General features: G+C 39.4%; 18 protein-coding genes. 6 read left to right on the top strand and 12 right to left on the bottom strand.

Annotated features, from left to right (window positions below; genetic code table 11):
* The first annotated feature begins 276 nt into the window (after positions 1-276).
* Entirely contained in the window at positions 277-933 is a 657-nt protein-coding gene (locus tag ACFI4Z_RS09370) for a hypothetical protein (protein WP_462670348.1), read from the top strand.
* Here ACFI4Z_RS09370 and ACFI4Z_RS09365 read toward each other — a convergent pair.
* From ACFI4Z_RS09365 to zntR, 4 genes are all read right to left on the bottom strand, one after another.
* On the bottom strand, positions 930-1,172 hold the full coding sequence (locus tag ACFI4Z_RS09365; protein WP_462670347.1) for a DUF1289 domain-containing protein: 243 nt from the start codon (positions 1,170-1,172) through the stop codon (positions 930-932). The two genes, ACFI4Z_RS09370 and ACFI4Z_RS09365, sit on opposite strands and share 4 nt — an antisense overlap.
* Positions 1,173-1,502: 330 nt before the next feature.
* Positions 1,503-2,636, bottom strand: a complete 1,134-nt coding sequence (locus ACFI4Z_RS09360) for a 1-acyl-sn-glycerol-3-phosphate acyltransferase (RefSeq protein WP_462670346.1) — start codon at positions 2,634-2,636, stop codon at positions 1,503-1,505.
* 161 nt (positions 2,637-2,797) lie between these two features.
* Positions 2,798-3,946 carry an SO_0444 family Cu/Zn efflux transporter gene (locus ACFI4Z_RS09355; RefSeq protein WP_462670345.1) on the bottom strand — a complete coding sequence of 383 codons (1,149 nt, stop codon included), beginning with the start codon at positions 3,944-3,946 and terminating at the stop codon, positions 2,798-2,800.
* Positions 3,933-4,343: a Zn(2+)-responsive transcriptional regulator gene (gene zntR / locus ACFI4Z_RS09350; RefSeq protein WP_462670344.1), complete on the bottom strand. Its 411-nt coding sequence runs from the start codon at positions 4,341-4,343 to the stop codon at positions 3,933-3,935. Before zntR ends, ACFI4Z_RS09355 begins: the two co-directional genes overlap by 14 nt.
* 104 nt (positions 4,344-4,447) lie before the next feature.
* Between zntR and ACFI4Z_RS09345 the strand changes: the two genes are divergently transcribed.
* Positions 4,448-5,392, top strand: coding sequence for a D-2-hydroxyacid dehydrogenase (locus tag ACFI4Z_RS09345; protein ID WP_462670343.1), 945 nt, complete (start codon positions 4,448-4,450; stop codon positions 5,390-5,392).
* A 167-nt stretch (positions 5,393-5,559) separates the two neighbouring features.
* Positions 5,560-5,943 carry a DUF3192 domain-containing protein gene (locus ACFI4Z_RS09340; RefSeq protein WP_462670342.1) on the top strand — a complete coding sequence of 128 codons (384 nt, stop codon included), beginning with the start codon at positions 5,560-5,562 and terminating at the stop codon, positions 5,941-5,943.
* Positions 5,944-5,955: 12 nt separating this feature from the next.
* On the opposite strand, the gene ACFI4Z_RS09335 is transcribed toward ACFI4Z_RS09340, so the two are convergent.
* The 3 genes from ACFI4Z_RS09335 to ACFI4Z_RS09325 form a co-directional block, all read right to left on the bottom strand.
* The gene (locus ACFI4Z_RS09335) at positions 5,956-6,891 is read right to left on the bottom strand and encodes a diguanylate cyclase (RefSeq protein ID WP_462670341.1); all 936 of its coding nucleotides are present in this window, start codon (positions 6,889-6,891) and stop codon (positions 5,956-5,958) included.
* Between the two features lies 1 nt (position 6,892).
* On the bottom strand, positions 6,893-10,657 hold the full coding sequence (locus tag ACFI4Z_RS09330) for a PAS domain-containing hybrid sensor histidine kinase/response regulator (protein WP_462670340.1): 3,765 nt from the start codon (positions 10,655-10,657) through the stop codon (positions 6,893-6,895).
* Between the two features lie 65 nt (positions 10,658-10,722).
* On the bottom strand, positions 10,723-12,120 hold the full coding sequence (locus ACFI4Z_RS09325) for a PhoH family protein (RefSeq protein WP_462670339.1): 1,398 nt from the start codon (positions 12,118-12,120) through the stop codon (positions 10,723-10,725).
* 296 nt (positions 12,121-12,416) lie between these two features.
* Between ACFI4Z_RS09325 and rapA the strand changes: the two genes are divergently transcribed.
* A complete protein-coding gene (gene rapA, locus ACFI4Z_RS09320; protein ID WP_462670338.1) occupies positions 12,417-15,311 on the top strand; it encodes an RNA polymerase-associated protein RapA in 2,895 nt (964 codons plus the stop codon).
* Between the two features lie 143 nt (positions 15,312-15,454).
* On the opposite strand, the gene ACFI4Z_RS09315 is transcribed toward rapA, so the two are convergent.
* Both ACFI4Z_RS09315 and ACFI4Z_RS09310 read right to left on the bottom strand, forming a co-directional pair.
* A complete protein-coding gene (locus ACFI4Z_RS09315; protein ID WP_462670337.1) occupies positions 15,455-15,742 on the bottom strand; it encodes a type II toxin-antitoxin system RelE/ParE family toxin in 288 nt (95 codons plus the stop codon).
* The gene (locus ACFI4Z_RS09310) at positions 15,742-15,969 is read right to left on the bottom strand and encodes a ribbon-helix-helix domain-containing protein (RefSeq protein ID WP_462670336.1); all 228 of its coding nucleotides are present in this window, start codon (positions 15,967-15,969) and stop codon (positions 15,742-15,744) included. The genes ACFI4Z_RS09315 and ACFI4Z_RS09310 overlap by 1 nt, the downstream gene beginning before the upstream one ends.
* A gap of 135 nt (positions 15,970-16,104) precedes the next feature.
* Between ACFI4Z_RS09310 and rluA the strand changes: the two genes are divergently transcribed.
* Both rluA and ACFI4Z_RS09300 read left to right on the top strand, forming a co-directional pair.
* Positions 16,105-16,758 (top strand): bifunctional tRNA pseudouridine(32) synthase/23S rRNA pseudouridine(746) synthase RluA, encoded by a 654-nt coding sequence (gene rluA, locus ACFI4Z_RS09305; protein WP_462670335.1) that lies wholly within the window; start codon positions 16,105-16,107, stop codon positions 16,756-16,758.
* A gap of 76 nt (positions 16,759-16,834) precedes the next feature.
* A complete protein-coding gene (locus tag ACFI4Z_RS09300; RefSeq protein ID WP_462670334.1) occupies positions 16,835-17,803 on the top strand; it encodes a DUF3530 family protein in 969 nt (322 codons plus the stop codon).
* Here the strand turns inward: ACFI4Z_RS09300 and djlA are convergent.
* From djlA to ACFI4Z_RS09285, 3 genes are read right to left on the bottom strand one after another with little or no spacing between them, the layout of a single operon-like run.
* Positions 17,786-18,661, bottom strand: coding sequence for a co-chaperone DjlA (gene djlA / locus ACFI4Z_RS09295; RefSeq protein ID WP_462670333.1), 876 nt, complete (start codon positions 18,659-18,661; stop codon positions 17,786-17,788). The two genes, ACFI4Z_RS09300 and djlA, sit on opposite strands and share 18 nt — an antisense overlap.
* Positions 18,651-19,322: an N-acetylmuramate alpha-1-phosphate uridylyltransferase MurU gene (gene murU, locus ACFI4Z_RS09290; RefSeq protein WP_462670332.1), complete on the bottom strand. Its 672-nt coding sequence runs from the start codon at positions 19,320-19,322 to the stop codon at positions 18,651-18,653. Before murU ends, djlA begins: the two co-directional genes overlap by 11 nt.
* 1 nt (position 19,323) lies before the next feature.
* Positions 19,324-20,328, bottom strand: a complete 1,005-nt coding sequence (locus tag ACFI4Z_RS09285) for an aminoglycoside phosphotransferase family protein (protein ID WP_462670331.1) — start codon at positions 20,326-20,328, stop codon at positions 19,324-19,326.
* Positions 20,329-20,385 lie beyond the last annotated feature (57 nt).

Genomic DNA, 20,385 nt, shown 5'->3' with positions numbered 1-20,385 from the left:
CCGTTGAGCGTTTCACAGTGACTTACTCTCATCGTTGTTTCTTCTTAAAAGGGATGGCTATTCTTGCAAAGTAACGCCTTGATATTAAGCCCCTGTGAAACGCTGAATTCTGCATCTTGGGGTGGTTTGGGTATATTAAACTATTATAAATTAGTAGAAATAGTCACTCTCAAACTTGCACTTACGTTAATTTAGACGTAGATTAATGGCGATTTTTCGCCCTATATTGGAAACATATTGTTAAAGTTTTATATTATTACAATAATGGTGTGTTGCATGCTTTTTACTGCAGTAAGCTCAGCAGCTGTTCGTTCATTACAATTTAATCGCCCAGCGGACACCCCTCAAGCACGTTATGTCATTGAGTTAATGTCTGTCGCTTATGGTAATCTCGGTTATGAACTTAAGATAATCGACTTTAACCACCAGAGCGCTTTAACTGCTGCAAATAACGGAACTCTCGATGGGCAGCTAGGCCGAATTAGTACTATTTCTCAGCAATATAAAAACTTAAATTTAGTTAACTTCCCATTATTTGAGTTCAATTTGATCCTGTTAAAAAATTGCGATGAATGCAGCTTTGAGCAACTAAAAAACATTGCCATACAAGCGGGATACCCTGCAGCAAAAAGCTACTTAGATCATAACCCTTTCATTGGCGAAGTAATCAATGTAAAAAGTGTCACTGCACAACTTAATTTATTAGCTCAAAAAAAGGTTGAAGGTGTACTACTGTTGGATTTTCTTCTAAAAAGTAAACACCCTAGATTTGACTTATCAAGGTTTTCAACCGAAGTATTAATGCCTATTTATAGTTTTCATTTTTTACATAAGCAACACAGAAATCTAATCCCGTTACTAGAACAGCAACTTATATTACTTGAACAAGATGGTACGGTAGATAAGTTAAGAAAAAAGCACCTAAACCACTAAAAATCAAATCCCTTTTGCTCAGACTGTGGCGCTTTAATGTCAGCGCGTTGCTTTTGTAAATAACGCTTATAACGTTGCTGGCATAGCTCTATCACTTTCTTTTTTTGTGTGTTGGAGAATGAGTTCCAAGAAAAGCGCTCATCTCGACTGCGATAACATCCCTTACAATATCCCCGGTTATTGACCTCACATATTCCTTTGCAAGGGCTGGGAATTTCAAATATTTCAATTTGTTGCATTCGCAATACACTATTAATTCAATACTAAGTTTAGTATAGCTCGTTTTTCAACCAAAAAAAAAGCCGCTTAATTGCGACTTTTCTCTGGTTATTTAACCTGAACTCTGGTTAAGAGATGTACTAATGTATTGATATTAAATCACAAAGAGATGTACTAATGTATTGATATTAAATCACAAATATATTTATTAGTCTCCAGCCGGAAACTTTTAGCGATAACAAGGCGAATTTACGCGTCAATAGCTGGCCTATTGCAAGTAAATTCAACGCAGTTAGCGTTGAAAGTAGCCGCTGGAGATAAATTTATTATCCAGAGTTCAGGTTATTTAGTTATTTGCAGAGCTCATCGTTATTAATTTCCGTTTTTCGATGAAAAGGTTTTGCGTACATGGCTGTAACTAGCGCTCTCAGTTCTTCAGGAACACGCGCAAGCCGTTGTTCAAATGCTTGCGCATCTTGTTTATCTATCACGGCTTGCTTGCATCCACCAGCAATGTAATTACCTGGGTGTAAAAAGAATGAATCGACAATTTGTTTATCAATAGTTTTAGCTAGTTGCTCTGGTGAATCACACTCTTGTGTTACAGGTTGTCCAAAGGCTAGATGTACATGTCCTTTTGCAGTACTAAACCCTTCTACAATACTTGCGATATCTTCACCAGCAGATTTTACATATTTGCCATGATGCTGTTTGTGGTAGAGTTCTTTCGCTTTTGCAATAGCACAAGGCTCATATTGGTACGAAATGGATACAGGGACTATTTTTAATTCGCGTATATATTCTGCAAACTCTTTCTTTTGCTTTCGCCCTTGCAGCTGTAACATTTTTAATAAAGCGGGATCTGTTTGATCAAAGCCATCTTTTGCTCGCCCTTCTTTTTGAGCAATCCAAATAGAGTGGCCTTCATTCAACGAGTCATAAATATAGGCTGAAAGCTGAGAGAGTGCTTTAAGCATTTCTTTGGGTGCTTTTGCAGAGCGTTTAACTATAAAGCTTTTATTGAGTCGCATTAGCTCAGTAATATAAGGTATTTGTAATAAATTATCACCGATAGCAATGCGGACCGTTTTCATGTTGTGACTAAAAAGCCCCCAGTTCACTAACGCAGGATCGAGCACAATATCCCGATGGTTGGATATAAACAGATAGGATTGATTAGGATCAAGCTGATCTAAACCTGAAAAAGTCACTTCAGACGTTGTACGCTTTACCAACATTTCCAAGTAATAAGCAACTTCTTGCTGAACTTGCTCTACAGACCTTACATCTCCCCATTTTTTTTGCAATTGACGTTTAACTAAAAAGCGAGCAACAAATGGAATCGTAGATAAAAATCGCGGTAGATTGTATTTAGCTAACACATCTAAAAATGCATTATCATTAATTAAGCGCTCAACAGAAGCAGCTACTTCATCGTCATTATAAGGTCTTATATCGGCGTACTTGTCCACTAATTCACTCATTACTGCATCATATAAAATTAAAAAAACTGCGCGTAAAAATACGCACAGTTTAAATCAGAACTGGATTATAACTCAGGCTAACGAAAATGCGAACTAACTCAATATGTCACACGACAAGTTGCTCGATAAGTTGTCCATAAAAGTACATTTAGAACAAATAATTAAGTAATCCTCTTACCAGTTGTTGTAACTCTGGATATCGTTGCTTTTAGCACTAAACGTAACATTAACACCATTAATATTAGGCCACAAACTAGGCTAAACCAATAAGGTAGAATTTCATGTTCATGTCCCAACATAGGACTTACTACAAAACCATATTGCGCTACTAGGTAGTCAGTTAAAAAACCAAAAGCAATTGCAACACCGATTACACCGATTAAGTACGCAGCCACAGCTCGTTTACCAAGCTCGCTTGCTACCACTCCCAAGGTCGCCACATTGGTTGCAGGTCCTGCCAACATAAAAACCAATACCGCACCAGGTGCAACACCACTCAGTAATAAACCTGCTGCTATCGGCGTAGAAGCTGTTGCACAGATATACATAGGGATACTAATTAAAATCACCACGGTCATGGCTAAAAGTCCACTCCCCCACTGGCTTAGAAACGACTCGGGAACAAACGTTTGTACTAAAGCCGCAAAAAACAATCCAATCATTAACCATGTCATCGTGTCTGACAGTAGTTTATTACAACTAAACTTAATAGCTTGCTGGATTTTCTGCCATTGTGTCGGCGCTGTAACTTCTTTACTTGCACAACAACTAGACTGCTTAGGTTTCGTTGAAGGTTGTGATGTTGATGAACAACAAGAGGTACTTTCTGGCTTAGGCTTATCCTTACTTGCACAGCAACTTGCTTGTGAATTTGGCTCTGCAGTGACGTTATCAACTGTGTTGCTACTTCTTGTAGCATCACGCCCAACTAAAACCCCAGCAACAATAGCACTCGTGATAGCCGCTATAGGACGGATAATTGCCATGAACGGGCCTAACAACACATACGATACGGATACTGAGTCAACGCCAGTTTCAGGGGTTGACACTAAAAATGCAGTGGTCGCACTTTTTGACCCACCAGCTCGACGCAGCCCAATAGCAGCGGGGATCACACCACATGAGCACAGTGGCATAGGTGCACCAATAAGTGCGGCTTTAACCGTCGTCCAAAAACCTTCTTTACCAAGGTGTTTATTTAAAAAATTAGCAGGTAAGTAAACATTTAATACACCGGCGATAAATAACCCCAACATGAGCCAAGGCGCTGACAAAAGAAATAGTTGCCAAAAATTATTAATTAAGTCCATCTAAATCCTCCAAAGTCGATAAAATTGAGCAATTATCTGCAGGCTCTTCTCCCCCGCAACATGTCTCGGCCAATATTGTCAACGATTGATGAAAACGATTAAGTTCCTCAATCCGCGCAGCAACTAGATCACGTTTTTGCACCGTTAACTCTTTTACCTCATTACACGAATGTTGCTGCTTGTGAAACTTTATTTGTAATAACTCTTTTATTTCAGCCAAACTAAAGCCAACATTTTTAGCTCTTAATATAAACCTCATTTGCCTCAGCTGCGAATGAGAATAGTCTCGATAGCCTGCACTAGTTCGCCTAGAAGGCATTAACAACTTATGCTTTTCATAGTACCTTAGCGTATCTGTACTTACACCAAGCTGACTTGCAAATTCGCCTATTTTCATCATTGTCTCCACAGATAATTAGTGGGCTGAGCTAATATGATTACACTATAAACCTTAGAGTACACACTAAGGTCAAGCATTTAAATTGATTAAAAGGAAAATATATGAAAATAACATTACTTGACTCAGCCACACTGGCTGAAACTCCTCTAGCGCCTTTTGAATCACTTGGGAATTTCACTCATTATCCTTTAACAACACCTGAGCAAGTTTTACAACACAGCGCTGGTGCAAATATATTAATCACCAATAAAGTAAAATTGAATCGTGAATCAATGCGCATGTTGCCGGACCTAAAATTAATTTGCGTAGCAGCAACTGGCACTAATAATATAGATCTTAATGCAGCAAAAGAGCTGGGGATCGCTGTGACAAATGTGGCTGGTTACTCTACCCCTTCAGTCATACAACATACATTTACACTCATCACCAACTTACTAGGACAAACACATCGCTATGCTGCAGACTGTAAACAAGGACTGTGGCAAAAAAGCCAAATGTTTTGCAGGCTTGATTACAACATTAATGAAATTGCGGGTAAAACGCTGGCAATCATTGGTCATGGTGCTTTGGGTGAAGGTGTTGCAAACGTTGCCAGAGCATTTGGTGCCAATGTTATTGTGAGCGAACGCAAAAATAGTTCACCACGAGAAGGAAGGGTTGAGTTTTACCAAGCAATTAAAACCGCTGACATTATCAGTATTCATTGCCCTTTAAATGATGACACTCTCAACCTAATAGGTACTGAAGAGCTCATGATGATGAAACCTAACGCACTCTTAATAAATACAGCACGAGGCGGGATTGTAAATGAAGCACAGCTTTGTGAAGCACTTGATAACAATGTAATAGCTGGGGCAGGTTTTGATGTATTAACTAATGAGCCTGCACAATCAACTAATCCATTAGCAAATTACAATAAAGATAACCTGATTCTTACCCCGCACATTGCTTGGGCGAGCAAGGAGTCAATTATCCGCCTAGTAAATGAAATCTGTTTAAACATTAACGCATACCGCGAAGATAAACATAGAAATAGGCTAGTCTAATTGACCAAAATTTAGCTTTTTATACCAAAGTGAATAGTGTAAATACTCATTCGTCATTTCTTTAAATTTTAAGGTATTAATTTTAAAGGAGTTTTAAAGTTGGCCGATTATTTGCTGTTAACTATCCAAATTAAAGAAAAACGTAGTTAAATCCAGGATTTTTAAAAATGAAAAAATTAATGTTAATTGCCGCTATGAGCGCTCCATTTCTTACAGGTTGTGTTATCGCTGTGTCAGACGGCGAAGCCGAAACCCATTGGGCTGGTGATTCATCGAGCAGCTGGGAAAAGCACCATAAAAATAATCGTGAAACTATCGCTAACTTAGCACTCGATAGCAACTACCAAATGGTGCTAAACCGCCTTAAAACTCCAAACTTCACTGAGCTATTAAAAAAAGATGACGACGTTTACCAAGTGTTATTCTATGCTACACACAGTATTCATTCTGATGGAAAAATGACTAAAGATGAGTGCACCCCCTTGGTGTTTAAAAATGACAAACTTATCGGTGTAGGCGATACACTATATAAATCATTAAGTAATAACTAATTTCACCCTCGTTTAACGGACAAACTTACGGGAGATGATTTTATCTCTCCCGCATTTTTTTGCTTCATACAAACCAGAATCGGCTTCTTCAAGAAGTTGCTTTTCAATGTTTCCTACCAGTAAGGTCTCGGCTTGAGAGTTTTCAATCTGTGTTGTTGCAACCCCTAGGCTTATAGTGACGTGATCAGCGTTAAGCGACTCAGTGTGAGCAATATTAAGCAACTTAATAGCATCACGTAGTTTATTGGCAAATGCTAAGGCTTGTTCTTTATTAACACCAGGCAAAACAGCGGCAAACTCTTCTCCACCATAGCGTGCTACAAAGTCCCCACCACGTTGGCACTGACTGGCTAATGTTTGCGCCACTTTTTTAAGGCATTCATCACCAGCCCTATGGCCATAGTGGTCATTATAACGTTTGAAGTGATCTATATCGGCTATAATAACTGACAATGGTGTATGATTTCTAACACTACGGCGCCACTCACTACTGAGTGTTTCGTCTAAAAACCGCCTATTCGGGATCTCGGTTAAGCCATCGATAGCAACCAGCATTTCTAACAAATCGTTTTTTTGCTTAATCAACAATTGGTTCTTAACTCTGGCTTTTACTACAACGGTACTAAAAGGTTTTGTTATGTAGTCCATCGCACCTAACTCAAACCCTTTTGCTTCATCATCATGACTTGTATTAGCAGAAATAAAAATAACAGGAATAGCTTGCGTGGCTTGATCTTCTTTTAATCGACCCAACACTTCATAGCCATTTAAACCCGGCATGACAATATCAAGTACAATTAAATCAACAGTATTGGATTTTAAAAAGTTAAGCGCCTTTTCACCATTTTCTTCAGAAAATACGTCGTATTCATTGGCCAGCGTTCTTTCTAATATTAACCGGTTAAGCGGAGCATCATCAACGATGAGTATTTTCGCTTTTTTCAACATGTTATATATTCCTTACTTGAATAAACGCATACACCTGTTGTAACTCTATTATAAGCTCATTATAAAGAGTATAGTCAACTTCTGACGTTTTTCTCAGTGCAATTTCTAACCGCTGTGCCAATTCAGATAAACGAACAAACCCTAAATTCCCAGTAACACCTTTAATATTATGTACAATTTTTTCTATGTCTGCAGGCGGCCTTTCCCTATCTAAGTTTGCTAAGTGACTTTCACATAAATCAGCTAATTTATTCAACATCACTTGTAACAATTCGCTATCGCCAGCAAATTGAGATAAAGCGAAGGACAAGTCAAAAAATGCTAGCTTACCAATCTCTACAGTACTTATAGCCTCGAATAACGTATTGGCAACTATGGGTTTGGTCAAATGCATATTCATACCAGATGCAATTGATCGCGCTTCATCTTCCGCTTCACAATGAGCGGTTAATGCAAAGATAGGTAACTGCTGTGAGGTATAGTTTTGTCGTAAAATCTGTGTCGCTTGTAAACCATCTAACTCAGGCATTTGTACGTCCATTAGGATCAGATCAGGTTTTACTTTTTCTACGAGTTCAATCCCCTCTTGAGCACTAGTGGCAAATAATACGTTAATGCCTGCCTGAGACAGAATATTATTAATGATATCGAGATTAAGCGGATTATCATCGACAGCAAGAATAAGTAAACCATTAAACTCAACTTGCGAGGCATGCGAGACTGATGTACTTTTAGTTAAAACATGTTGAGAGGCTAATCGCTGGATAAAGGCTGAGCGCTTTATACTGATAACACAAATTGCCCCATCCTCTGAGGTAGCTATTTGCTGATTGTTTTTTATTGAGTAAATAGGGATTTTCGACGTTTTTAATTGCACTTTAATAGATTCAATAGCTAATAAATGCGCTAAATCATAATCATTAATAATGATGTATTCGCAATCGATTAATTCACTGTCCGCCTTCACTTGAGTTAACGTTTTACACTTAATACCTGATGATAATAGTTCACAGGCTTGGCTAAAATCATTGCTTTTTTCAACATCAGTTATAACTAAAGCGTTACACCAATCAATTTGGCTTGCTTGGTTATTTTCAAGGCTATTAAAAGTGACGTTAAAAGAGAATTCACTGCCATTGTTTTTACTACTATTAACTACTATCTTAGCTCCCATAAGTGCAAGTTCATGTTTAACGATAGCAAGTCCTAAACCTACACCTTGGTGCTGGCGGGTTAACGACTCATCTCCCTGGGTGAACGCATCAAACAAACGCTTTTGATCCGCATCATCAATTCCAACGCCGGTATCTATCACTTTAAAGGCGAGAGTCTGTAAGCCTCCTTGCTCGTCAATTTTATCTATTTTTAATGTAATCGACCCATGATGCGTAAACTTAGCTGCATTCGTTATTAAGTTACCAAGTACACGCTGTAAAAGAATATAATCACCCACTAGCTGGGCAGCAATTGCAGGGTCGACCTCTATATAAATGTCTATCGGCGTATTTTGGCATAAACCTAACAGCAGGCTTTCGCAGCTATCAACTAATTCAACGAAGTTAAATGGCTTTAGTTGCAGCTGTGCTTGATTACTTTCCACTCGGGCAAAGTCCAACATACGATTGAGCATAACCAGTAAGTTCTGTGCTGCGTCTTTAGCCTGATTAGCATGCTGCACCTGTTGTACTGATAAGCCTTGTTTCATCACCATATCAATTAAGCCCGTAACGGCATTTAACGGCGTGCGTATTTCATGGCTCAAATTTGCAATAAATCGACTTTTCGCTTGAGTCGCTCGCTCTGCATCCTGCTTAGCTTGTGTCAGTGCGCTAATATCTTGAATATGAATAGTGTAATAGTAGGGTGCCAGCTGCGCATCCCATACTAACGATATACTTAACTGCCACCATCTCTGCTTTGCTTCTTGTTCAAGAGTAAGGTGATAAACCTTCTGTTTTTCCGTCAGCAATCGCGCTAGGAATGTGTTTATTTGTTGCCACTGAGACTTAGGAAAGAGCGAACTAAAAAGCAGCTTAGAGTCATTTTTATCAATATCAAATAGCTTTCTAGCGGCCCTATTTAACTGAAGAATAGTGTGTTCTAAAGAAAGTAATATCACACCGTTAGCGGCGTACTCAATAGCACTTCTAAATTTTGACTCAGAGCTTTTTAAGGCGTTAAGCGCGTGCTCTTGCGCAGTAATATCTCTGCCAATTGCCATCGAGCCTAATAATTGATTTTGCTCATTATAAAAAGGCGATATGGTCAGTTGGTAAACATGACTATCGTTTTCAATACGCTGCTCTGCACGACTTTTATTCTGAAGGACCTCTTGCTCTAATTCGCTAATTTTTCCACTGTCATCGCTAATATCACATAGTTGTAGGCCAACTAATTGCCCTTGCTCAACACCAATGTATTTTTCATACGCGCGATTACAACCCAAAAATGAGCCATCTATATTCTTAAAATAAATTAGGTCTGGCACACTGTTTAACATGGTATTTAATAAAGCAAGATGACGCTCTTTGGCTTCATAACTTCTTGCAAGTTCTCGCGTTTTTATTTTTACTTGTGAATCTAACTCGGTATTTGCTTGCTGCAATGAATCTACTAACTGCGCATTCTTATTAAATATTTTTTTTATCCTGCTGAACCAAGGCTGCCAATTTTTTGGTATTTGATAATGTGACGACTTAGAGCTTTGCGTGTCATTATGCTCAAGGTACGCCATTAAGTGGGTAATGGGTTTAACAAATATACGTTGGCTTAACCATAAAACAGCACTGAACATAGATACTAAAAATACACTAAGAAAAACAAATTCAATCAATACTTCATATCGAATAGCCGCTGTTAATTGCTCATTTGTTTCATAGAAAGCTAAAGTGACTGGTTGCGTATGTGGCTGTTGAAAAAGAAGTAATTGACTGTCATTGCTTTGCTCTTGTAATGTGCTACCTGTCAATAAAACCTCAGACCAGTAATGCTCAAGAAGTTGTGTTGATTGTATTGTCTTTTTAGAACTGGCAATAATGTGGCGTGATTCTGTTAGAAAAATATATTCCCCTCTATCCGAAGAAATTTTATCTAACCAAGCAGATACCGCCTGCAAATCATAAATTAAAATAACATAATCATTGCTATTCGAGCTTCGTCGCTGCCCCAAAGCAAAGTATGCTTTATCATCGAGCTGAATAATTTTACTGGATGCGAGCATATTATCTCTAAACTGAGGTCTAAATTGGTTATCTAGTATCTGAGTAAGGAAAAAGCTCCCGTTATCATTACGTCGTTTTACATAAGCAAAGCCTTGCTCATTAACATAGGCTATCGCCGACAAAGACTGAATGAGCGATAAAGTAGTACTAAATGCAGGTCCAAGCGCAGTAACTTGCTGCCACTGAGCTATAGCTCGCGGACTTGATGAAAAGCGCCCTTGCCCTACAATTTCTCCGCCTTGTGCGGGTATTTTGCGGTAGTAGTAGTCATTAAACTGGTTTACATCATTTAACCATTGGCGATCGAACCGATAAAAAAGCGGCTGCTCATATTGTGCTAATAAAGTAGTAACTAAATTTGCGGCGGCATCCATTCGATACGCCAGTTGAGCAGATAAATTATTAAACTCCGCTTGGCGTTGAGTGATTGCTCGGTCAAATTTAATATTATAAAGGTGCAGGCATAGAAGGAAAGCAACAAGTAAAGGTACAACCAAAGCAACGGCAAGTGAGCGGTAATAATGTTTTAAGGGTAAAAATTCCAACCTAAAATCCGTTGTATGGCTCAATAATCTTTTCTAGACTATCGAGCCAAGCACTCGGACGCAAGTTATAAATTCTCTTCTGCAAATGATGCAAGACGACTGCGCACCACGCCATTTAAGTTAACCGTTGCACTGCCTTCAAAATCTTTAAAACGCTCTACAATATAGGTTAAACCTGATGTTACAGGCGTTAAGTAATTGCTGTCTATTTGCGCAAGGTTACCTGAACAAATAAGCTTAGTACCTTCGCCGCAGCGCGTAATAATTGTTTTAAGCTGTGATGCTGTTAAGTTTTGGCTTTCATCAAGAATCACCACTGCGTTTTGAATGCTTCGCCCGCGCATGAAATTGACCGATTTAAATTGCATGTTGGCTTTTTCCATAATGTAGTTGCGGCTTGATACTGGGTTTTCATCGCCTTTATGTAGGACCTCTAGAGTATCTGTTATTGCAGCAAGCCAAGGCGCCATTTTTTCTTCTTCAGTGCCTGGTAAAAAGCCTATAGATTCTGCTATCTCCGGCGTATTACGAGTCACAATGACCTTGTCGTAAATGCCTTTTTCAATGATCATTTCAAGGGCACTGGCAAGTGCAAGTAAAGTTTTACCGCACCCCGCAGGGCCCGTTAATATAACGAGTTCAATACTGGGGTCCAACAATGCATCCAACGCCATGCCTTGATAAATATTTTTAGGTTTAACACCCCACGCTGATTGATGCATTAAACGCTCAACTCCCATATCTTTGAGCATGATATTATCATCGTCATAAGATTTAACACGCGCAGCAAAATGACCACTGTCATCCAACAAATATTCATTACAAAACACGTCAGGTATTAAACTTTTAGCTACTTTATGAAACGTATCTCGGCCATGCTGCTGTGTTTTACACTCGCCCACATGCTGCCAAAAGTCACCTTCAACTTTTTTATAGCCGGTGCTCAATAATTCAATATCATCAATAAGCTGATCAGTTCGGTAATCTTCAACAAATTTAAGCCCCGCGCCTTTTGCTTTTAAACGCATGTTTATATCTTTAGTCACAAGTACAACTTTGGCATCGCTGTGTTGCTTTTGTAGATGAACAGCACAATTAATTATACGGTGGTCGTTTTCGTTGCCGGGTAACCCTGAGATTGAATCCGCAAAAAGGTGATCATTAACAATAATCAAGGTCCCCGTGGAAGACACCTTAGCTTTTTTGTTTGTTGGTAATGCAACCCCTTTTAGCATTTGCTCTGGTGTTGCATCTCTTAACACGTCATCGAGTCCGCGAATCGCAACCCGCGCATCACGACTAACATCATGCTTGCGGTCTTTGATGTGATCTAATTCTTCCAACACAGTCATAGGAATAACAACATCATGCTCTTGAAAAGATAAATAGGCGAGAGGTTCGTGAAGTAGTACGTTGGTATCTAGCACATACATTTTACTATCAAGGTTCGAAGCTTTTTCCATAGCACTTTCCTTACGTTTTATGATTTTTATGCTATACCCAACTAATCAGGTTTAACGGGCTGGCTCTTCGCCCTGTAAAACTTAATTGCTAAGGTATATTCTAAGTTTAGCTTAGATGTCATAAAAGTCTGTTTTATGACAAACCTTTTTTTGTTTTGAATTAGTCTGCTCAGTAATCACTGAAACAAGAATAATTCACAGTTATAAAATTAATTAAAAGTGAGCTAGTTAGCGCCTTGCAGTGGTGTTAGGTAACAGGTAACATAGCCGCCTTTTTCTTCATAGACGAGACATACATGAATTTTTCCTTAGGTCAGCGTTGGATCAGTGATACAGAGTCAGATTTAGGATTAGGCACAGTCGTTGCCCTTGAAGGCCGTCAGGTCAGCATATTATTTCCCGCCAGTGGCGAAAACCGCGTTTATTCGATGACAGAAGCGCCGGTGACTCGCGTGGCATTTAATCCTGGCGATGTGATCAAAAGCGTTGAAGAATGGGAACTTGAAGTCGAATCTATTGAAGTTCAAGGTGAACTACTGTGTTATCACGGCACCCGTGTTGATAACGGTGAGCAAGCACAATTAAAAGAAACCTTTCTTGATCACTTTATCAAGTTTAATAAGCCACAAGACCGCCTTTTTGCCGGTCAAGTAGACCGTTTTGATCGTTACACATTACGTTATCAAACGTGGCAACATCAGTTTGAACGCCAGCAATCACCAATTAAGGGCTTAATTGGTCAACGTGCAAGCCTGATTCCTCATCAGTTATACATTGCCCAAGAAGTGGGTAAACGTTTTGCACCCCGCGTATTACTTTCTGATGAAGTAGGCCTGGGTAAAACCATTGAAGCAGGTATGATATTACACCAGCAAATTATCAGTGGCCGCGCTAGTCGTGTTCTTATTGTGGTGCCTGAAAATCTGCAGCATCAATGGCTTGTTGAAATGCTACGCCGCTTTAATTTACATTTTTCTATTTTTGATGAAGAACGTTGTGATGAGGCCTTTGCCGACTCGCCAAATGTATTTGAAACTGAGCAGTTAGTACTTACTAGCCTTGAATTCATCACCAAGAAAAAGCGCTGGTTTGAACAAGCCACTTTGGCCGATTGGGATCTTCTGATTGTTGATGAGGCACACCACCTAAGTATCAATAATGGTAAACCAAGTACTGAATACCAACGCATGGCTGAACTAAGCCAAGATATTCCAGGGCTTATTTTATTAACCGCAACACCTGATCAACTAGGTCATCGTAGCCACTTTGCTCGCTTACAATTACTCGACCCAGATCGTTTTTATGATTACGATGCATTTGTTGAAGAAGAAAGTAATTATAAGCATGTTGCAGAAGCAGCAAATCAGCTATTGCAACATCAAGTACTTGACGACAGCGCTAAAGCAACCCTTATTGAGTTACTAAAAGAAACCGATATCACCTCGGTGTTAGAGCAAGCACAAAGTGGTGATGACAAAGCGCGCAAAGAAATTTTATCAATGCTGCTTGACCGTCATGGTACAGGCCGTATTTTATTTAGAAATAGCCGCAGCGGTATTGATGGCTACCCAAGCCGTAAATTACACGCCTATCCAATGACAATGCCTAAGCAGTATAAAACGGCTATTTCAGTACTGGGTAATATGAGCGGTATTCAAAGCGCTGAATTAAGTGCACAACGTGCTTTATTCCCTGAGAAAATATTTCAAGAGTTTGAAGGTGAAAGTGCCAGCTGGGGCGCATTTGACCCGCGTGTAGATTGGTTAATCGACACACTTAAAACACTTAAGCACGAAAAAGTATTACTGATTTGTGCAAAAGCAGAAACCGCAATTAGTCTTGAACAAATCCTGCGCGAGCGTGAAGCAATTAAAGCCTCGGTATTCCACGAAGGTATGTCGATTATAGAACGGGACCGCGCAGCTGCATTCTTTGCTGATGAGTACGATAATGCGCAAATTCTACTTTGCTCTGAAATTGGCTCAGAAGGACGTAACTTCCAGTTTGCTCATCACTTAGTGTTATTTGATTTACCACTTAACCCTGATTTATTAGAGCAACGTATTGGCCGCTTAGACCGTATTGGTCAAACGCAAGATGTGAACATCCATGTACCATACTTTGAAAACACAGCACAAGAAGTACTGCTGCGTTGGTACAATGAAGGCCTAGATGCATTTGAAACAACCTCGACCACAGGGCAATTGCTGTATAAAGAATTTAGCGAAGACTTACTTGAATTTATTGCCGCGCATAACTGTGATGAAGACGAGTTAGATCCACTTCTTGAGCAAGTTGCCAGCCAAAATACGAAGTTGCGTAAGCAAATGGAAAGCGGTCGTGACCGTTTACTAGAGCTACATTCATCAGGTCAAGGCGCAGCTGATTCATTAGTCACTGATATTGAAAAGCTCGATAATCAGTTTGAATTACCAAGCTACATGATCAACGTATTCGATACATTCGGCGTAAGCCAAGAAGATAAAGGCGAAAACACCATTATTTTAAAGCCAACGGAGCACATGCTGAACCCATCGTTCCCAAGCTTAAAAGATGATGGCATCACCGTTACTTTTGACCGCGACACCGCACTTTCACAAGAAGACGTGCACTTTATCAGCTGGGATCACCCAATGGTTCAAGGCACGCTCGATATGATTTGCGATGATGACTTTGGTACAGCTTCTGTTGCGCTATTAAAAAATAAAAAGCTACCTGCAGGTACTTTCTTTGTTGAGCTTATTTTTGTTGGTGAAGCTATGGCGCCTAAATCTCTACAGATTGGCCGTTTCTTGCCTCCTACCCCGATCCGCATCTTGCTTGATAAAGCGAGCAATAACCTAGGTGATAATGTAGGTTTTGATGGCTTTAATCAGCAACTTTCAGCAGTGGGTCGTCAAACAGCCAGCAAACTTGCGGGTGCACTGCAAAGTGCAATTCACCCAATGATTAAATCAGCCCAAGAGATGGCACAAGCTAAATTAGAAGTTATTCGCACCGAAGCCCTTGAACAAATGCAGCAGTCGTTAGCGCAAGAGCAAGCTCGTTTGGCTGCCCTTAAGCAAATCAACCCGAATATTCGTGAAGAAGAGCTAACTTTTTACGATAAGCAACGCAGTGAATTAACCACGCATATTAAAAAGGCCCAGTTAAAGCTCGATGCAATTCGCTTGATTGTGGTATCACACTAGGGGTGTAGTGGTTAGTTAGGCATTAATAAAAAACACCATTTCAAAAAGCGCGGTATAAACACCGCGCTTTTTATATTTAGCTCTTCAGTTTGGCTCACATTAAATGCTTATCGTGTAGGTATTTGCCACCTCAATTTATAAAGTTACAACCATTCATCAGTATCTTGGCCACCTAATATAGCCATTATTTCAACATCAGTTTCTGTAATTCTGTAATAAATGCTGTCTGAGCCGCAAACAGCGCGCCGATAGCCTGTACGTATATGGTCAACTGATTGGTAGGAATAAGGGTTTGCAGCTAGTTTTTCAAACATAGCGAAGAAACTGTAAAAGTAAGTATCTGCTTGTTGCTGTGAAAGCTCTTGGCAACCGTATTGATAAATACGACGTAAGTCTTCTTTCGCATCATTTGAGAGCTTAAATGTTCGCATTACTTAGTCTTTGATTTGAACTCTGCTAACATTTCATCGGCGGACTGAGCGCTAAAGCCACTTTGTTCTGACTTAGCAAGCTTATTATTTATCGCCTCAGCCCTTCTTGCTCGGCGTATTAAATCATTTACCAGTTCACTTTTATTTGCGTAGTCACCGATATTTTCTACATGATTACGTAGCCATAAATCATTTTTTTCAGTAAGAGAAATACTTTGTCTTGCCATAATAAACTCCTGCAACTTTAGTCTGGTGTAATTTTACACCAGTTCAAAAAGCATGCAATTAAACTTTACCTTTTCCCTTGAGCCAAATGACTCACTCAACTAAAATAGCGCACTTAAAAATCACTAAGGTCTGCCGTGCTAATTAATTACAATCCCCCGCTCGATCCGTATTTGACTATTTTATATCAAGATGACGATTTACTGATTGTAAATAAGCCCAGTGAATTATTAACCGTTCCAGGTAAAGATCCAAAACACGCAGATTGTTTAATATCTCGTGTGAACCGTGTATTTCCTACTGCTAAAATTGTCCATCGTTTAGACATGGCAACCTCAGGGGTACTTTGTTTAGCGATGAATAAAGCTGCGCATCGCCACTTAAGTATGCAATTCCAAGAACGCCAAACTTCAAAACGCTACATTGCGCGTGTTTATGGTAAATTAGCACAAACAACGGGCTCTGTTGATTTACCGCTTATTTGTGATTGGCCTAATAGACCAAAACAAATGGTTGATCATGAAAACGGCAAACCTTCTCTAACTCATTTCAACGTACTTGAATATGAAGAGTTCGCTACACGAGTCGAACTTATCCCCATTACTGGGCGCTCTCACCAGCTAAGAGTGCATATGTTGTCATTAGGCCACCCTATTTTAGGTGATCGCCTTTATGCTCACCCTGATGCATTAGCAGCAGCTGCACGCTTGCAGTTACATGCTCAAATGTTACAGCTCACTCATCCTATTACTGAGCAGCTAATGACTTTTGAAGCGCAACCTGACTTTTAGACGACTTAAAATCCGTTAAACTTTTGCGCCTTATTGCCGATATATATTTATTAGTTTTAATAGGCCATGATGATATATGTGTTCAGCAACTTATCTTTTGCAATTTCTACGTGCGGGTGTAATTACTTGTGCTATAAGTATTTGCATTATAAGTCACTCTATCAGTGCAGCAGAACACATTGCCCCCACCTCTTGGTCAAGTATTGTTAGTAGCGACTTATCGCGATTAATGCCTAAAAGCGAAGTAAGGCAATTAAAAGCCGGTGAGACTGAATTTATTAGTTTGCATCGTGAGTACATGAGCGCTGAGCAACGTGCGGTGGTTTTAATTATTCCTGATTGGCAAAATTTACCCACTAACAACGCGGGTATAAACTTTTTACGTACTCACCTAAATGACTTAGGTTATACAACACTAGCAATGACAGTGCCCGATATTGATTGGCAAGCAAGTAAAAAAGCCAGCCAAACTGAGAGCACTGAAACTGACACTGTAACAGCAGATAGCCAACAAAACGAAAATACGAACGAAACAAATTCACCAGCTGACCAAGCTAGCGAAAGCGCAGAAAACACAGTAAAACACGTTGATGCAATTGAGTATGTCAGTGATGATGTGATTGATGACTATAAAGAAAACTTAATTGCTCGTTTTGAAGTGCTCTATCAAGCAGCGCTTAATGATGGAAATAAAATTGTTCTGATTGCTCAAGGAGCGAGTTCTGGAGTGCTGTTAGAGCACTATGCCAGCTTTCCTAATGATGATTTAGAAGCATTTATTAGCTTAAGTAGTTACTTACCAAATAGTGAGCGCAACCAACAGTTAAATACCCTTGTATCAACTATCAGCCCACCTCTTTTAGATGTTTTTTATAGTAATGATAACCCTGACTTATTGATGAGCATAACTGACAGAAAGCGTTGGGTTAAGCGCCACAGCAAGTATGACTATCGTCAGAGGGAGTTATTTGGTCTTAGTTCAGCACCTGAACAACACGCGCGTTTAACTAAGGAAATAGACGGCTTTTTACGCCGCCTTTTTTAAAAACTCGTAAGCAGATTGAATATCTTGGCTTTTTTTAACTGCTAGCTCCATCATATGTTTAGGTAAACCTTGCGATACTAGTTTATCAGGGTGATGCTGAGCCATCAGTTTTCTGTATGCCACTTTTATATCTCGCACGCTGGCTTCGTTATTAAGCCCTAGTAATGCTAATGCTTGAGTACGGCTCATACCATTATTGTTAGGCGGCACATGGTGGCCTGAGCCTTCACGGTAACTGCTGCTATGGCCTTGCTGGCGTTGCTGTTGTTGATTAAAGCGCTGTTGTTGCTGGCGAAAATTAAATTCTGCTTGATAGCGTTTTAGTACGAACGAAAAATGAGTCTTTGAAATACCTAATTGCTTACTCACTAATTGTAGCAGCTCTTTTTCTTGAGTCGCTAACACGCCATCAGAAAAGGCCATCTGAATCTGGATCTCTAAAAATAACTGGATTAAATCATGGCGCCGAGCAAACCGTTCTTTAAAGTCATATACTGTTTCTTTTAATGAAAAGTCAGCGTCTTTACCAGCTTTGAATGCATCTTGCGCTTCTTTTCGATTTTCACCGGTTAAGTCCATTTCATCCATAAATAAACTGGCGGCGCGAATATGCGTTTCACTGACTCGGCCATTTGATTTTGCTATATGACCCATAACAGCAAAGCAGCTAGTAAAAAACAATGCTTGGCGCTGGTCAATATCATCATCACCATTAAACAAGCTTGAAAAGCCACCTGCTTTATCAAAGTTTTGCTTTAAACTTTTATCAAACATATGGCCTAAGTACAGGCCAATAAACAAGCCAATAATGCGTCCAAACATAAAACCAAAACAGGCACCTAAGATTTTACCCCACATGCATTACTCCTTTTAGCATTTCATTTAATTGTGATAGTCGTTCAGGTGTACCAATATCGTTCCACATCCCTATATAAAGCTCTGTTGATACATCAGCCGTTGCTAAGCGCTCACGTAATAAAGGCCCCAACGGTAATACGCCATCTGGTATGCCCTGAAAAAAAGACGCCTTAAACCTACTAATACCAGAAAACGTATACTTTTGACTTTGTGGCCCTTGGTGACGCAACGTGAAGTCACCATTTGGGTTATGTGCTGGATTTTCAACAAGCACGATATGACCTTCACCATCATCTAAATGTAATGACTTTAATGCACTCACATCATAATCGGTAAATACATCACCATTAATAACAATAAAATCATCACCTAAAAGTGGTAACGCACGAATGATACCACCGGCAGTTTCAAGGCCTTGTTCAGGCTCTTGACTATAATTAATTTGAACACCAAATGCTTGACCATCTGCAAAGTACTCTTTGATTTTATTACCTTGCCATGCAAGGTTAATAACTATTTCTGTAATGCCCGCAGCTTTTAAGCGTTCAATGTGGTGCTCAATTAACGGTTTATCCATTATTTTTAACATAGGTTTAGGCATTGATGCGGTCAATGGCATCATTCGTTGTCCACGACCTGCGGCTAATATTAGTGCTTTCATATTAATCACCTAGATGTTCGCTTAGAGCATTAGTTAAAGCCGGTATGACATCAAACTCAACCCAATGACCTAATTCATTTAGCTCGTTATATTTTTTAGCTATTTCTACGACATAATTGAGAGTTGGTAAGATATTTTTTACGTATCCAGACTTTCCATCTCGCAGATTAAGACGACAAAATATTCCCGCAGCCTTTAGGTGGCGCTGAATACCAGTTAAGTCAAACCAGCGAGTAAATTGAGCATAATCACTTGTTTTGATTAGCCCTTGTTTAGAAAATTCAGTAAAAGCGTAGTTTATTAAACTGTCTAACTCATCTTCTGGTAATTTAAAGTAGCAATCGCGCAATAATGACACAAGGTCATAACATACCGGTCCCGTGACAGCATCTTGGTAATCAATAATCACCCATTGGTCATCGCTGCGCATAATATTTCTGCTGTGAAAATCACGATGTACTGTTACTTTGGGCTGCATTAAAAAATTATCAACAAGCACAGCGCAGCTGGTTTGCCACAGTATTTTTACCCGTGCATCGAGTGGCTGCTGTAAAACCCCTTCAACTAACCACTCGATAAAAATATTTAGTTCAAATTGGATAAATTCAGCATCATAGTCTTTCATGTGTTCGGTAGCAGGTACTTTTGCCCACTCTGAACTTAAGCTAATCAGTTGCTGGTAATACGCTTTTCGCTCAGTGTCTTGGAGTAAATCAGCTAGGTGTGTATTGCCCAAATCATTCAAGATAAAAAAACCTTGCTGAGCATCTAAATTTATTATTTTGGGAAGTATAAAACCATGCTTTGAAAACGCGTGATTTAGCTCAACATACGGTGTGTTGTTAACTACTTGAGGGTCCGAGTCCATTACTATGTAGTTTTTAGCTTCGCAACCTACACGATAATAACGGCGAAAACTTGCATCTCCTGTAATCAACGAAAGCTGGTACGGTTCATTATTGAAGTGCTGATTTAAAAATTGTTGTAAACATTTATAACGATTCATTGGGCACGATATCTATTTTTCACTAAGTCAAATACTGTATTTGCCATTAATTTCCTT

The sequence above is a fragment of the Pseudoalteromonas sp. RWi3 genome, from assembly GCF_054960735.1.
The sequence above is the reverse complement of the archived record's forward strand: the minus strand, read 5'-3'. Positions and strand labels throughout refer to the sequence as shown.